At 69.2% G+C, this 14,418-nt stretch carries 14 protein-coding genes; 6 read left to right on the top strand and 8 right to left on the bottom strand.

Going from position 1 to position 14,418, the window contains the following annotated elements; all coding sequences use genetic code 11:
- The first annotated feature begins 28 nt into the window (after positions 1 to 28).
- A complete protein-coding gene (locus V3W46_RS00630) occupies positions 29 to 1,582 on the top strand; it encodes an aminopeptidase P family protein (RefSeq protein ID WP_331781141.1) in 1,554 nt (517 codons plus the stop codon).
- Positions 1,583 to 1,673: 91 nt separating this feature from the next.
- On the opposite strand, the gene V3W46_RS00635 is transcribed toward V3W46_RS00630, so the two are convergent.
- Positions 1,674 to 2,342, bottom strand: coding sequence for a general stress protein (locus V3W46_RS00635; RefSeq protein WP_331781142.1), 669 nt, complete (start codon positions 2,340 to 2,342; stop codon positions 1,674 to 1,676).
- Between the two features lie 70 nt (positions 2,343 to 2,412).
- On the opposite strand from V3W46_RS00635, the gene V3W46_RS00640 reads away from it, so the two are divergent.
- From V3W46_RS00640 to V3W46_RS00650, 3 genes are read left to right on the top strand one after another with little or no spacing between them, the layout of a single operon-like run.
- The gene (locus V3W46_RS00640) at positions 2,413 to 3,717 is read left to right on the top strand and encodes a magnesium transporter MgtE N-terminal domain-containing protein (RefSeq protein ID WP_331781143.1); all 1,305 of its coding nucleotides are present in this window, start codon (positions 2,413 to 2,415) and stop codon (positions 3,715 to 3,717) included.
- Positions 3,686 to 4,294 carry a DUF1003 domain-containing protein gene (locus V3W46_RS00645; RefSeq protein WP_331781144.1) on the top strand — a complete coding sequence of 203 codons (609 nt, stop codon included), beginning with the start codon at positions 3,686 to 3,688 and terminating at the stop codon, positions 4,292 to 4,294. Before V3W46_RS00640 ends, V3W46_RS00645 begins: the two co-directional genes overlap by 32 nt.
- Positions 4,221 to 5,453, top strand: a complete 1,233-nt coding sequence (locus V3W46_RS00650) for a P-loop NTPase (protein ID WP_443069899.1) — start codon at positions 4,221 to 4,223, stop codon at positions 5,451 to 5,453. Before V3W46_RS00645 ends, V3W46_RS00650 begins: the two co-directional genes overlap by 74 nt.
- 318 nt (positions 5,454 to 5,771) lie before the next feature.
- On the opposite strand, the gene V3W46_RS00655 is transcribed toward V3W46_RS00650, so the two are convergent.
- From V3W46_RS00655 to V3W46_RS19590, 4 genes are all read right to left on the bottom strand, one after another.
- On the bottom strand, positions 5,772 to 7,505 hold the full coding sequence (locus V3W46_RS00655) for a cation:proton antiporter (protein WP_331781146.1): 1,734 nt from the start codon (positions 7,503 to 7,505) through the stop codon (positions 5,772 to 5,774).
- 55 nt (positions 7,506 to 7,560) lie between these two features.
- Entirely contained in the window at positions 7,561 to 8,316 is a 756-nt protein-coding gene (locus V3W46_RS00660) for a DUF4214 domain-containing protein (RefSeq protein WP_331781147.1), read from the bottom strand.
- A 28-nt stretch (positions 8,317 to 8,344) separates the two neighbouring features.
- Positions 8,345 to 9,181: a DUF4214 domain-containing protein gene (locus V3W46_RS00665; RefSeq protein ID WP_331781148.1), complete on the bottom strand. Its 837-nt coding sequence runs from the start codon at positions 9,179 to 9,181 to the stop codon at positions 8,345 to 8,347.
- Between the two features lie 71 nt (positions 9,182 to 9,252).
- On the bottom strand, positions 9,253 to 9,717 hold the full coding sequence (locus tag V3W46_RS19590; protein WP_443069900.1) for a Sec-independent protein translocase TatB: 465 nt from the start codon (positions 9,715 to 9,717) through the stop codon (positions 9,253 to 9,255).
- 95 nt (positions 9,718 to 9,812) lie between these two features.
- Here V3W46_RS19590 and V3W46_RS00675 point away from each other — a divergent pair, with 95 nt between their 5' ends.
- Entirely contained in the window at positions 9,813 to 10,442 is a 630-nt protein-coding gene (locus tag V3W46_RS00675; RefSeq protein WP_331781149.1) for a class I SAM-dependent methyltransferase, read from the top strand.
- A gap of 93 nt (positions 10,443 to 10,535) precedes the next feature.
- Here V3W46_RS00675 and V3W46_RS00680 read toward each other — a convergent pair whose 3' ends face one another.
- The 3 genes from V3W46_RS00680 to dapE form a co-directional block, all read right to left on the bottom strand.
- Positions 10,536 to 10,709, bottom strand: a complete 174-nt coding sequence (locus V3W46_RS00680) for a DUF3117 domain-containing protein (protein WP_331781150.1) — start codon at positions 10,707 to 10,709, stop codon at positions 10,536 to 10,538.
- 92 nt (positions 10,710 to 10,801) lie between these two features.
- Positions 10,802 to 12,055 carry a hypothetical protein gene (locus tag V3W46_RS00685; RefSeq protein WP_331781151.1) on the bottom strand — a complete coding sequence of 418 codons (1,254 nt, stop codon included), beginning with the start codon at positions 12,053 to 12,055 and terminating at the stop codon, positions 10,802 to 10,804.
- A gap of 6 nt (positions 12,056 to 12,061) precedes the next feature.
- Positions 12,062 to 13,162 (bottom strand): succinyl-diaminopimelate desuccinylase, encoded by a 1,101-nt coding sequence (gene dapE, locus V3W46_RS00690; protein ID WP_331781152.1) that lies wholly within the window; start codon positions 13,160 to 13,162, stop codon positions 12,062 to 12,064.
- Positions 13,163 to 13,234: 72 nt separating this feature from the next.
- On the opposite strand from dapE, the gene dapD reads away from it, so the two are divergent.
- Positions 13,235 to 14,209, top strand: coding sequence for a 2,3,4,5-tetrahydropyridine-2,6-dicarboxylate N-succinyltransferase (gene dapD / locus V3W46_RS00695; RefSeq protein ID WP_331781153.1), 975 nt, complete (start codon positions 13,235 to 13,237; stop codon positions 14,207 to 14,209).
- Positions 14,210 to 14,418: the final 209 nt, after the last annotated feature.

Here is a 14,418-nt window from a genome sequence, read left to right on the forward strand (position 1 = left end):
CCACCGGGCGAGGCGCGACAATAGAGGCATGGCTGACCAGACCGACACCGCTGCCCGAACCGACGCTCCGCGAGCCACCTCGAACCGCTCGACGACACCTCATTCCGACGCGTTCAAAGAGTACATCTCGAGCAACTGGGCCGAACGAACGGATGTTCTGCCGCCCGCCCGCGAAGAGGCATCGTTCGCGGCCGACCGCCGCGCCCGCCTCTCGGCGAAGTACCCGGGTAAGCGCCTCGTCATCCCCGCCGGCCGGCTGAAGCAGCGCTCGAATGACACCGACTACCCGTTCCGCGCCCACACATCGTTCAGCTACCTCACCGGCTGGGGGTCCGACAGCGAGCCCGGATCGGTGCTCGTGCTCGAGCCGCACGCCGGCGGCGGTCACGAGGCCACCCTCTACTTTCGCGAGCGGGCCGGCCGCGACTCCGACGAGTTCTACGCCAACCCCGAGATCGGCGAGTTCTGGATCGGCCCCCGCCCGTCGCTCGCCCAGGTGGCGGCAGACCTGCAGCTGGCCACCCTGGGCATCGCCGAGCTCGACCGCGTCATCGGGTCGGTCGACGAGAACACTCTCGTGGTGCGCGGCGCCGACCCCGAACTCACGACGCTGATCGACGCGCACGTCGAGGCCGCGGTGGTCGAGGCCGAAGACGAGGCCGCCCTGCCGACCATCGCCTTCAGCCCGGCGGAGGGCGAGCGCGACGAGGTCGACGAGTCGGCCCTGCTCGACCAGGATCTGTCTGAGATGCGGCTCGTCAAAGACGACTACGAGATCGGCCAGATGCGGCTGGCCATCGACGCCACCCGGCGCGGCTTCGACGACATCATCGCCGACTTCCCGCGCATCACCGGCCACGAGCGCGGCGAGCGCCTGGTCGAAGGCGTGTTCAACGGCCGCGCCCGCGCCGACGGCAACGCGGTCGGGTACGACACGATCGCTGCCTCGGGCCCGCACGCGTGCATCCTGCACTGGACCCGCAACGACGGCCCCGTCGTTCCCGGCGACCTGATGCTGGTCGACGCCGGAGTCGAGCTCGACTCGTACTACACGGCAGACATCACGCGCACGCTGCCGGTCAGCGGCACGTTCAGCCCCGAGCAGCGCATGATCTACGAAGCGGTACGCGAGGCGGCCGACGCCGCGTTCGCGATCGTGCGGCCGGGCATCCGGTTTCGTGAGGTGCACGCCACGGCGATGGGCGTGATCGCCCGCAAGACCGCCGAGTGGGGGCTGCTGCCGGTGTCGGCCGAGGAGGCCGTCGAGCCGCAGAACCAGCAGCACCGCCGGTACATGGTGCACGGCACGAGCCACCACCTCGGCCTCGACGTGCACGACTGCGCCAAGGCGCGGCGCGAGCTGTACCTCGACGGCGTGCTCGAGGCGGGCATGGTGTTCACGATCGAGCCTGGCCTGTACTTCCAGCCCGACGACCTGACGGTGCCCGAGTCGTTCCGGGGCATCGGGGTGCGCATCGAAGACGACATCGTGGTCACCGCGACCGGCGCCGAGAACCTCTCGGTGCAGATCCCGCGCACCGCCGACGACGTCGAGGCCTGGATCGCCCGCTCCCGCCCCTGACGGCGCCGGCCCCCGCCCCGCCCCGCGACCGCATGGATCACGAAAACCGCCCCATCCGCTCAGCGGTGGGGCGGTTTTCGTGATCCATGTTCTAAGGGGTCGGCGGGGGCGACGGAGGCGCGGGCGGTGGCGGGGGGTCTGAGGGATGCGCGGGCGGGGGCGGCGGGTCTGAGGGATGCGGGGGCGCGGGCGGTGGCGGGGGGTCTGAAGGATGCGTGGGCGGGGGCGGCGGCGTGAAACCTGTAGGGGCGCCCGACGTGGCACCCCACGTGCTGCCCGGAGCGATGAGGTTGCGCGCACGGTTGGCCACCTCGGGGTCGGCGATGATCTGGTAGCTCGTGGCGATCACCTGGATGTTCGAGGTGAAGTCACGCCGACGCCGGTTCAGCGCGTACGACACGATGCCGAAGAGCACGCCGAACCCGGCCCCGATGAGCACTGCGGCGACGACGAACTCGACCGAGGTGGCGGTGGGTGAGAAGATCACCAGCAGCAGCCCGATGAACAGGCCGAGCCACGCGCCGCTGAACGCCCCCGCGAGCGCCCCACGCCCGTAGCTGAGCTTGCCCGTGACGACCTCGATGGTCTTCAGGCCGCTGCCGACGATCGTCAGCCGCCCCACGGGGAAGTCGGCCTTCGCCAGCGCATCCACGTCCGCCTGGGCCTCTTCGTACGTCTCGTAGGTCATCACGACGTCGCCCCGCGGCATGCGCGCGGGCTGGCGCGAACCCCGACCGCCGCCGGGCATCTGGTTGGTCACGTGACCAGTCTTTCATGTGCATCCACCACCGGACTGCTGGGTATTCAGATTGACCCGGTAAGTTGGTTCTGTGAGTGCCACCAGAGTCTTCGTCGCCAGATTGGCCGGGTGCACCGTCTTCGACCCCGCGGGCGACCGCCTGGGCAAGGTGCGCGACGTGCTGGTGGTGTACCGTGCCAACGAGTCGCCGCGGCTCGTGGGCCTCATCGTCGAGATTCCGGGTAAGCGCCGCGTGTTCGTGAGCATCGGCCGCGTCACCAGCATCGGCAGCGGCCAGATCATCACCACGGGCCTGATGAACGTGCGCCGCTTCGAGCAGCGCGGCGGCGAGGTGCGTGTCATCGCCGAGATTCTGGGTCGCAAGGTCACGTTCGTCGACGGCTCGGGCGAGGGCACCATCGAAGACGTCGCCATCGAGCAGTCGGGGCCCGGCGAGTGGAGCGTCTCGCAGCTCTTCGTTCGGCGCCCGAAGACCAGCGCCAGCCCGTTCGGCAAGGGCCCCACGGTGTTCGCCACCTGGAACGAGGTGCGCGAGAAGGGCCAGACCGGCCAGTCGCAGTCGGCCGAGCAGCTCATCGCCACCTACGGCGACATGAAGCCCGCCGACCTCGCCAACACGCTGCTCGACCTGCCGCAGGGGCGCCGCCTCGAGGTCGCCGAAGAGCTTCCGGATGCCCGGCTCGCCGATGTGCTCGAAGAGATGCCTGAGAGCGACCAGGTCGAGATCATGAACCAGCTCGACGACACCCGCGCGGCCGACGTTCTCGACCAGATGCAGCCCGACGATGCCGCCGACCTGATCGCGCAGCTCTCGGAGGCGCGCGGCGAAGAGCTGCTGAAGCTCATGCAGCCCGAAGAGGCCGACGACGTGCGCATGCTGCTCGCCTACGCCCCCGACACCGCCGGCGGCCTGATGACCACCGAGCCCATCATCGTCTCGGCCGATGCCACCGTGGCCGAGGGCCTCGCCCTCATCCGCCGGCACGAGCTGGCCCCCGCGCTCGGCGCGGCCATCTGCGTCACCCTGCCGCCGTACGAGCCGCCCACCGGGCGCTTCCTCGGCATGGTGCACTTCCAGCGCATGCTGCGCTATCCGCCGCACGAACGCCTCGGCGCCCTGCTCGACGACGGCCTCGACCCGGTCACCGCCGAGACGAGCGCGGCCGAGGTGTCGCGCATCCTGGCGAGTTACAACCTCGTCTCGGTTCCCGTCGTCGACGAGAACCACCGACTGGTCGGGGTGGTGACCATTGACGATGTTCTCGACTATCTGCTGCCCGACGACTGGCGAAGTCACGACGGAGACGAACGCACCCCTGTAAATCGCGGAAGGAGATCACCCAATGGCACGCACCTCGCCCAGTCGAACTCCTGATACCCGCCTAGACGCCCCCAAGGGCCTGCGCACGCGGGTTCTGCCGGCCCGCCGCACCAGTCGCGACCGCTTCGGCCGCTCGACCGAGGCGATCGCGCGTGGAATGGGCACCCCGTGGTTCTTGATCATCCTGACCGGTTTCGTGGTCATCTGGATCGGCTTCAACACCTATGGGCCCTCGAACCTGCGGTTCGACTCGGCGGCCATCGGGTTCACCGCGCTCACCCTGATTCTGTCGTTGCAGGCGTCGTACGCCGCCCCGCTCATCCTGCTCGCCCAGAACCGGCAAGACGACCGCGACCGGGTGCAGATCGAACAAGACCGCCAGCGCGCCGAACGCAACCTGGCCGACACCGAGTACCTCGCTCGCGAGGTGGTCGCGCTGCGGCTGGCTATGCAAGACATGGCCAGCAAAGACTTCATCCGCAGCGAACTGAAGGCCCTGCTCGAAGAGCTGACCGCGGCCGACGAGCAGCCGCCCGCGGTGCGCGAGACGCCGGGCGATGCCACTGCCGCGCCTGCCGCCCGGCTCGCGCGCTCGGTGCGCACCGAGGCGAAGCTGCCCGGCGGTGCCTGAGCCGGCCACCCCGACCCTCGACACGGCGGTTCGGTCGGCCCTGGCGCGGGTCATCGACCCCGAGATCCGCCGCCCCATCACCGAACTCGACATGGTCGGAGCGGTCTCGGTCGACGAGCGCGGCACGGCCGACGTGGTGGTCAAGCTCACGATCGTCGGATGCCCGGCGGCGCAGACCATCGAACGAGACGTCACCGCGGCCACCCTCGGCGTCGCGGGCGTGACCCGAGCGAACATCCACATCACCGTGATGACCCGCGACGAACGCGCCGCGCTCACCGCGAAGCTGCGCGGCCCGGGCGCCGCCCGCAGCTCGCAGTTCGGCCCCGGCACACTGACCCGCATCTACGCCGTGACCAGCGGAAAGGGGGGCGTGGGCAAGTCCACGCTGACCGCCAACCTCGCCGCGGCGCTCGCCGCCAGGGGCCTGGCGGTGGGGGTGCTCGACGCCGACGTGTACGGGTTCTCGATTCCGGGCATCCTGGGCCTCACGACGAACGGCACGGCGCAGAAGCCGACGCGGGTCGACGACATGATTCTGCCGCCCGTGGGCTACGGAGTGAAGGTCATCTCCATCGGCATGTTCGTCGACGACAACGCCGCGGTCGCCTGGCGCGGGCCGATGCTGCACCGCACGATCAACCAGTTTCTGACCGACGTCTACTTCGGCGACCTCGACGTGCTGCTGCTCGACCTGCCGCCCGGCACAGGCGACGTCGCCATCTCGGTGGGCCAGCTGCTGCCGCACGCCGAGGTGCTCGTGGTGACCACGCCCCAGCCCGCGGCCGCCGACGTCGCCGAGCGCTCGGGTGTCGTTGCCCGGCAGACCGGGCAGAAGATCGTGGGCGTCATCGAGAACATGGCGGGGCTCCCGCAGCCCGACGGCACCGTGCTCGAGCTGTTCGGCTCGGGCGGTGGCGACGAGGTGGCCCGTCGGCTGTCTGCGGGCCAGGATGCTCCGGTGCCGCTGCTCGTCTCGATTCCGCTCAGCGTCGCCCTGCGCGCCGGCGGCGACACGGGCGCCCCGATCGTGCTGACCGACCCCGCCGACCCCGCCGCCGTCGCCATCCTGCGCCTGGCCGACACCCTGGCGGCCCGCCCTCGCCACCTGCAGGGGCTGAAGCTCCCCGTCTCCCCCCGCGACCACCTCGCTGGTTGAGTAGTTCCGCAGGAGCGTATCGAAACCAAGACCCGCGCGGCCGGTTTCGATACGCCGCTTCGCGGCTACTCAACCAGCGAAACTGGTCGCGGCCGGTTTCGCTGGTTGAGTAGCTCCGCAGGAGCGTATCGAAACCAAGACCCGCGCGGCCGGCTTCGATACGCCGCTCCGCGGCTACTCAACCAGCGAAACTGGTCGCGGCCGGTTTCGATACGCCGCTTTGCGGCTACTCAACCAGCGGCGGCGGGCCTCAGGTGCCGGGGCCGCGCGGCCGGTTTCGATACGCCGCTCCGCGGCTACTCAACCAGCGGTGGCGGGTCAGGTGCCGGGGCCGCGCACCCGAAGGCGGGTCTCTTCGAGGTCGAGCATGGCCTGGGCCTCGGCGAGAATACGCGAGGCGTAGGCGCCGCGACTGCGCGCCTCGAGCAGAGCGGCGCGTTCCTCCTCCATCACCACGAGGCGCAGCTCGCGGTAGAGCTGGTGCGGCGTCTCGTCGGTGCCGTGGGTGAGCTGACGCGACCGCTCCCACGCGAGCTCGGTGCGCAGGAACGACGACTGCCGCACGCGCTCGACCACGTCGGGGTCGACCGGGGTCGTCTCGCCGAGGGCTCCGCCCGGATCATCCAGAACCTCGAGCCCCTTGTTGCTGATCTCGTCGAGCAGCCGCGCCAGTTCGCGTCGGTCTTCGGCCACATCGATGCCCTGGATGCCCACCAGACGAATCACGGCCGGCAGCGTGCTGCCCTGCACGACGAGGGTCAGAAAGGCGACCGCGAACGCGATGAGAATGAGCTGGTCGCGGTAGGGCGTGTTCTGCGGCAGCGACTGGGCCGCTGCCAGCGTCACGACACCGCGCATTCCCGACCAGCCCAGCACCACACCGCCGCGCCAGTCGATGCCATCGACGCGCAGCTGTTCGAGGTCTGACCGTCTGCGGGCGTACGACCGCTCGGCCAGCCGCAGCCGGCGGCGGCTGCGCGCATCCCGAACCGGTCTCGACCGCAGGTAGTCGAGGCGCAGGCGCTCATACAGCGTGCGCTTCTCGGCGTGCTGCGCCCGCAGCCGCAGGCCGAGAACGAGCGGGCCCGCCCAGACGAAGCGCAGCACGATGAGCGCGACGGTGGCGAGCACGCCGATGCCGATCGACTCCCACACGCCGAGCTCCGGCTCGTCGCTCACATGGTCGATGAGGGTGCGGATCTCGAGCCCGATGAGCAGAAAGACACCGCTTTCGAGAAAGAACTGCACGGTTCGCCAGTTGATGCGGTCGCTGATTCGCGACTGCGCGCTGAACGCCGACGGTGCCGCGTGCCCGGTGTAGAGGCCGGCCACCACCACCGCCAGCACACCGGATGCGCCGAGTGCCTCGGCGGGCATGAAGGCGACGAACGGCACGGCGAACGACAGCGCCGTGTCGAGCACCGGGTCGTTCAGCTTCGACCGCACGAACACCGTCACAAAGCCGGCGACGAGGCCGATGGCGATGGCGACGACCACGGCGTAGACGAAGTCGGTGACTCCGGCCCACGGGCTCGAGAGGGCCCCGATGGCGGCCGCGGCCGCGGTGCGCAGCAGCACGAGGGCGGTGGCATCGTTGACCAGCCCCTCCCCCTCGAGAATCGTCAGCAGACGCGGCGGGAGGCCGAGGCGGCGGCCGACGGAGGTGGCGGCGACGGCATCCGGCGGGCTGATGATGGCGCCCAGGGCGATCGCGGCGGCGAGGTTGAGATCGGGCAGCATCGTGTAGAGCAGAAACCCGGTGCCGAAGGCGGTGAGGAGAACGAGCACCACCGACAGCGACGTGATGGTGCCGAGGTTGCGCCTGAAGTCGACCACGGGAACGCTGATGGCCGCGGCGTAGAGGATGGGCGGCAGCAGCCCGTCGAGGATCCACTCGGGGGCAATCTCGATCGAGGGTACGCCGGGCAGGTACGAGAGGCCTACGCCGACGACGACGAGGATGATCGGCGCGGCGACGCCGAGCCGCTTCGAGAACGCGGCCACCCCGACGATGACAGAAACCCCGACGACCGCGTAGATCCCCAGTTCCATCTCCCAAGACTACCGGGAGTCTGAGAACTCTCACATGTTCGGGCGGCCGCCCCGGTCAGTGGAAGCGGTTCGCCGCCAGCAGCAGGTACTCGTCGCTGCTCGTGATGCCCTTGCGGGTGGCGCTGTCGCCGATGGCGAGGTCGACGTTCGCCCACACCTCGATGCCCTGCTCGTCGGGGGTGCGCCCGAGGTACCGCTGGTACATGCCGGTGACCCTGGTGCGGGCCGCCTCGAGCGAGCCGTAGATGCCGTTCACGTAGTAGCTCCGCGGCTCGGGAAACGGGCTCGACAGCCAGCGCTGGCCCTCGTCGCCCACGACGTTGCGCCCGAGAATGTAGTAGTACAGCGAATCGACGAAGGCTCCGTCGTTGGGGTTGATGTGGTTGTTGTCGGCGGCGATCTGGTAGAACTCGTTCGACTGATAGAGGTTCTTCTCGATGTCGTCTGTCGTGATCACGCCCGCCTTCATGTAGTTCAGCCAGGTCGTCGCCCCGCCCGGGTCGACGCCGCGGCCGAGCACGTGCTGGTAGGCCTCGGTGATGCGGATCATTCGATACTCGTCGCTGTCGACGAAGCTGTCGGAGATCACCGTTCGCGGGGCACCGGCGGCGAGCTTGGCCGACCAGTAGTCGATGTCGCTCTGCGATGGCGAGCGCCCCAGGTAGTCGGCATAGAGCGCCGTGACGAACGACCCGTTCTTCGTCAGCGCCGCCGTCACCGGCGTCGACGAGGCCAGTGCAGTGGCGTCGGCGCCGCCGACCAGCGCGGCCACGATGCCGGCTACGGCGAGAATTCGCACAGTACGTCTCATCAGCTTCTCCTCGTCAAAATGTTTCTCGTCAGAATCGTTGGGATGCCAGCGCGAAGTACTCGTCGCTGCCGGTCAGGCCAGAACGCGTGGCGGAGTCGCCCACCGCGAGATCGTAGTTCGCCCACAGGGCCAGCCCCCCGGCATCCGGAACCCGGCCGAGGTAGTGCTGATACATCGCCGACACACGGGAACGGGCGCCTTCGGTCGAGTTCATGATGTTGTTGACGATCCAGAGGCGCGGGAAGACCAGCGGAATGTCGACGCCGGGCGGCTGGTGTATCCAGTCGCTCTGCGCGAGCGCGTAGGCGTTGCCCTGGTTCAGCCAATAACCCACCTCGTCCATCGAGGCACCCCTGCCGAGGATGTGCTCGTAGAGGCCATTGATCCAGCCGAATTCGTTGCCCCCGTTGTCGTTGTAGAACTCGTCTGACGCGTACAGCGATCGCTCAATGTCGTCGGTCGTCAGAAGGCCGATCTTCATGCCGTTCAGCCAGCTCGCACGCCCGCCGGGCTCGGCCTCGCGCGTCAGAATGTCACGGTAGGCGGCGTCGATGCGAATGAGGCGGTACTCGTCGCTGTCGACGAACCCGGCCGCCACCGCCCCCCGCGGCGATCCGGTCGCCAGGTTGTGACCCCACCACGCGATGTCGTCGCTGGAAGGATTGCGGCTGAGGAAGTCGTTGTACAGCGCGGTGATGAACGATGCGACCGGCGCCGAGACCGTCGCCTGCACGGTCGTTCGCTGTCCGGCAGGGGCCGTGACGGAGGAACCCGGGCTGGTCGTCGCTCCGGCGACCTGCGCCGCCCCGGTAGCCAGCACGGCGGCCAGCGTCGCGGCGAGAGCCGCCTTCAGTACGACGTTCACAGTTCCTTCCCCGGCGGCTCAGCGACGAGCGGCACCGTGGGAAGTCTAGGCGAGAGTCGGGGCGAAGCGGCTCAGGTGGCCTCTGAGTCGTGCGGCACGGGGAGGGCCACGGCCACTCCGTCGGTGCCGGAGGCGGCAGCGGCGGCCAGCTTCTTCTTGCGCTGCAGGTAGGCGGGCTCGGGGCGCGTCAGCGTCACGGGTGCGGCTTCGCCGGTGTCGGGCGCGAGCGGGTCAGCGGCCATGGGCGCGGCCGGCTTCACCGGGGTGGGGGCGACCTCGTCGGGGTCTTCGAGCAGGGCGTCGCGGATGATGCGGCGCGGGTCGTACTGCCGGGGGTCGAGCTTCTTCCATTCGACGTCGTCGAACTCGGGGCCCATCTCCTCTTTCATGCGCGCCTTGGCGTCGTTGGTGAAACCGCGGATCTGTTTCACGAACTGGGCGAGCTTGCCCGCGTACAGCGGCAGGCGCTCAGGACCGATGACGAAGGCCGCGATGACGCCGACGATGATCAGCTTCTCAAAGGTCAACCCGAACATAGATACACACTACCGTCTCGGTCGCGGCGGCGTCTGCGAGCCTCCCGGGAGCACAGCCAGACGTAACCTAAACTTCACACCGGAGGCCACAACACGTGTCGAAAGAAACCAACTGGAAGTACGCAGAAGACTTCGTCACCGAACCGGCGGTCATCGCGCAGGCGAGGGCGCACGCGGCAGAACTCGGCGTCGAATCGGTGTCGCCCGGCATCGGGGCACAGCTCGCCGTGCTGTCGGGCACGGCCGCGGCGAAGGCCATCGTCGAGATCGGCACCGGCGTCGGCGTCTCCGGGCTCTGGATGTTCGCCGGAGCCCCCCAAGCCACCATCACGTCGATCGACACCGAGGTCGACCGCCAGCAGTCGGCGCGGTCGGCGTACCTCGAGGCGGGCATCCCGGCCAACCGCATCCGCATGATCACGGGCCGGGCGCGGGATGTTCTGCCGCGCATGAACGAGAACACCTACGATCTCGTGCTCGTCGACGCCGACGCCGAGTCGGTCATCGAGTATGTCGAGCACGCCCTGCGCCTCGTGCGCGTCGGCGGAACCGTGCTGGTACCGCACGCGCTCTGGCGCGACCGCGTGGCCGACCCGGTGCAGCGCGACAGCACCGTCACCGACTTCCGCAGCCTGCTCACCGAGCTCTCGCAGTCGCCGGCGGTCATCACGGCCCTCTCGCCGATCGGCGACGGGCTGCTGCAGATCACCAAGCTCGTGGGCTGAGACTCGCTCGGCAGACGCGAAAAGCCCCGTCGAGCTCTGCTCGGCGGGGCTTTCTCAGGCGTCGACCAGCGTGTCTGGTCGACGCCCAGCTATTCAGGCGGGCGTCACAACTCCAGCGAGAGCATCGTGCAGTTCGCGTGCCTCGGCGTCGTTGACGGAGACGACGAGCCGCCCTCCCCCTTCGAGTGGCACTCGCACGATGATGAGGCGTCCTTCTTTAACAGCCTCCATCGGGCCGTCACCGGTCCTTGGTTTCATGGCGGCCATGCGGCATCCCCTTTCGTGGTGTCGTTCTTCTATTATCTGTCATCAGCGGCGGGGTCGAAAACCGACCGCCCCCGCGCGTCACGCCGAACCGATCACGGCGGGGTCCAGTCCGACCCGTCGACGCCCCAGCAGATGAGCAGCCAGCCCCACTGCGCGGCCAGGAAGACGACGACGATCGCCACCCGGTAGAGGCGCGACTTCGGCAGCGCCAGCACCCCGAGCAGCGGGAACAGCGGCATGAGCAGCCGGAACACGCTCGACTGCGGAAAGAACACAGCGAGGAGGTAGACCGCGTACGCGATGACCCAGAACCGCAGATCGATCGGCAGCCGCCTGACTGCCTTCGTCGCCATGAACAGGCCGAAGGCCACCGCCAGCAGAACGACCACGATCGCCCCAGCCGGGGCGCCGAGCCACCAGTTGCCGCCCTGGATCCACGACGTGAACGGAATCAGGTGGGTGTACCCGATGTACGCCGAGCGCCACGCCAGCTCGGTCTCGGTGTAGGCCGAGAAGTAGCCCGTGCTGGCCCACGCGATGACGTTCCAGGCGATGCCCATCAGCCCGCTGAACACCGCGGCCGACCCCACGAGCATCCGTTCGCGTTGCGGGAACGGGTCGCGCTCGCGCACCCACCACCGGTACCCGAAGTGCAGCACGAGGCAGAGGGCGAAGGCGAGGCCGCTCGGCCGGGTGAACGACATGACCAGGATGATCGGGAAGAGCCAGGCGTACCGCCGCCTGACCAGCAGGTACAGCGCCAGCACGAGCAAGAAGATGTACATCGACTCGGCGTAGGCGACCTGGAACATCGGCGACACCGGCGCGATGCAGAACAGCAGCACCGCGAACATCGAGGTACCCGCCGGCAGCGCCACCCGCATCAGCCGGTAGAAGACGAGCGCCGCGCCCAACCCGAACGCGAGCGACACGACGACCGACACATACTCCCATGGCGCCGTCGTGATCGTCGACAGGCCCCGCACCAGAAACGGGTAGCCGGGCAGGAACGCCCATGAGTTCTGCCCGATGTGCCCCGAGGTCGTCAACGGCAGCTGGCTCGGGTAGCCCCAATAGGCGATGATCTTGTACCAGGTGCCGTCCCAGATCGACGCGTAGTCCCAATACGACGGCTGCGGCCCCGTCCACGGGTTTCGGCCCTGAACACTCGCCAGGGCGAGCAGCATCGTGGTCGTGACCACCCGCGCCGCCGCATAGACGACGATGACGCTCAGCCACCACCGCGAGTACCACCAGCGCGGCAGCAACCGGGGGCTTCGGATGCCCGGCTCGTCGTCTCCCGCCGGCACCGCCTCGGCGTGCCGGTCGTCGACCGTGTACGACACCGTCGCCTACCCGCGCCGGGTGAGCCAGACCCGCAGGGCCTCCTCGCAGTCGGTGATCTGGCTGGTGAGCACCCGCTCGTCGTCGGCGTGCGCCTTCAACGGGTCGCCCGGGCCGAAGTTCACTGCGGGCATGCCGAGGGCCGAGAAGCGGGCGACGTCGGTCCAGCCGTACTTGGGCTTCGCGACCCCGCCGACCGCGGCCAGGAACTGCTGCGCCAGCGGCGCGTCGAGCCCCGGGCGGGCGCCCTCTGCGAGGTCGACCACGGTGATGTCGTAGTCGCCGAACAACTCATGCATGTGCGCGATGGCCTCGTCGCCCGAGCGGTTCGGGGCGAACCGGTAGTTGATGTGCACCATGGCCTCGTCGGGAATGATGTTTCCCGCGACTCCCCCGCTGATGCCCACCGCGTTCAGCCCCTCGCGGTAGACCAGGCCGTCGACCTCGACCTCGCGTGCCTCGTAGCCGGCGAGCGTGTTCAGAATGGGGGCGAGCTTGTGCACTGCGTTGTCGCCGACCCAGCCGCGTGCAGAGTGGGCGCGCAGGCCGAAGGTGCGCACCTCGACGCGCAGATTGCCGTTGCAGCCGCCCTCGATCTGCGAGTTGCTCGGCTCGCCCAGAATGGCGAAGTCGCCCGCGAACAGGTCGGGCCGGTTCGCGGCGAGCCGGCCGAGGCCGTTCATCGCGGCCGAGACTTCTTCGTGGTCGTACCACATCCAGGTGAGGTCGACGCTCGGGTCGCTGAGCTCGGCGGCGAGCTTCAGCTGCACGGCGACGCCCGCCTTCATGTCGACCGTGCCGCGCCCCCAGAGGTACTCGGCGCCGTCGATGGTCTCGAAGCGTGTCGGCAGGTTGCCGTTCAGCGGCACGGTGTCGATGTGCCCGGCGATGACGACGCGCTGGTCGCGGCCGAGGTCGGTGCGGGCGACGACCGTGTCGCCGTCGCGGATGATCTCGAGGTGCGGGTAACCCTCGAGCGCCGCCACGATCGCGTCGGCGAGGGTCTTCTCGTCGCCCGACACCGACTCGATGTCGCAGATCTGCCGGGTCAGTTCGATCGACGACGCCCCGAGGTCGAGCACGGGCGTTTCGGTAGCGGTCGGTGCCATGCCACAAGTTTACGGTGACCAACCTGTCACCCGGGTGCGAGGCGCGTACGCCGGTTTCGCTAGCCTTGGAGCATGACCGCACAGAGCACAGCCGCACCCGCCCGTTTCGCCTGGGGCTACGGCCTCGCAACGATCGCCGGCGACGGCACCGTGCTCGACACCTGGTACCCCACCCCGCGACTCGGGCGTCTCAGCGACTCTGTCGAGCCGTGGGTCGTGCCCGTCGAGCTCGAAGAGGTGCAGGGGCCGGATGCCCGCCGCAACGTTCGCACCGAGGTGGTCACGACCTCCATCGAGCTCTCGCAGCCCCCCGCCGGCACCTCTGACGCCTACCTGCGCCTGCACTTGCTCTCGCACCTGCTGGTCGCCCCCAACACCATCAACCTCGACGGCATCTTCGCGCACCTGCCGATCGTCGTCTGGACCAACGCGGGGCCCGTCTCGCCGGCAGATTTCGACCGTCTGCGCCCCGCGCTGCAACGAGCCGGCATCGCGGCGCACGGCATCGACAAGTTCCCCCGGCTGCTCGACTACGTCAGCCCAGCCCGCGTGAGAATCGCGGATGCCTCGCGGGTGCGCCTCGGCGCCCACCTCTCCCCCGGCACCACCGTCATGCACGAGGGCTTCGTGAACTACAACGCCGGAACGCTCGGCGCATCGATGGTCGAGGGCCGCATCTCGCAGGGCGTCGTGGTCGGCGACGGGTCAGACATCGGCGGCGGCGCCTCGATCATGGGCACCCTCTCGGGCGGCGGCACCCAGCGCATCTCGATCGGCGAGCGCGCGCTGCTCGGCGCGAACGCGGGCATCGGCATCTCGATCGGCGACGACACCGTGGTCGAGGCCGGGCTCTACGTCACCGCCGGCACGAAGGTGGTGCTGGTCGGCTCGGCGCCGAAACCCGACGGCACCACGCCCACGACCAAAGCCGTGGCGCTCTCGGGCGTGCCGAACCTGCTCTTCCGCCGCAACTCGGTGACCGGCGCCGTCGAGGCGCTCAGCCGCACCGGGGCGGGCGTGACCCTCAACGCCACGCTGCACGCCTGACGCGCGTTTCGATACGCGTTGCGCTCCGCGCCCCGCTACTCAACGAGCGAGTGCGCTGATTGAGTAGCGCCGCGCAGCGGTGCGTATCGAAATCAGACCACGCTCAGCCCGGCTTCGATACGGCCCGCCACGCGGGCCTACTCAACCGGCGGAGTACCGGTCAGCCCGGTTTCGATACGGCCCGCCACGCGGGCCTACTCAACCGGCGG

Origin of the sequence: Subtercola sp. YIM 133946, assembly GCF_036553535.1 — a bacterium.
In the GTDB taxonomy this organism is placed as follows: Bacteria; Actinomycetota; Actinomycetes; order Actinomycetales; family Microbacteriaceae; genus Subtercola.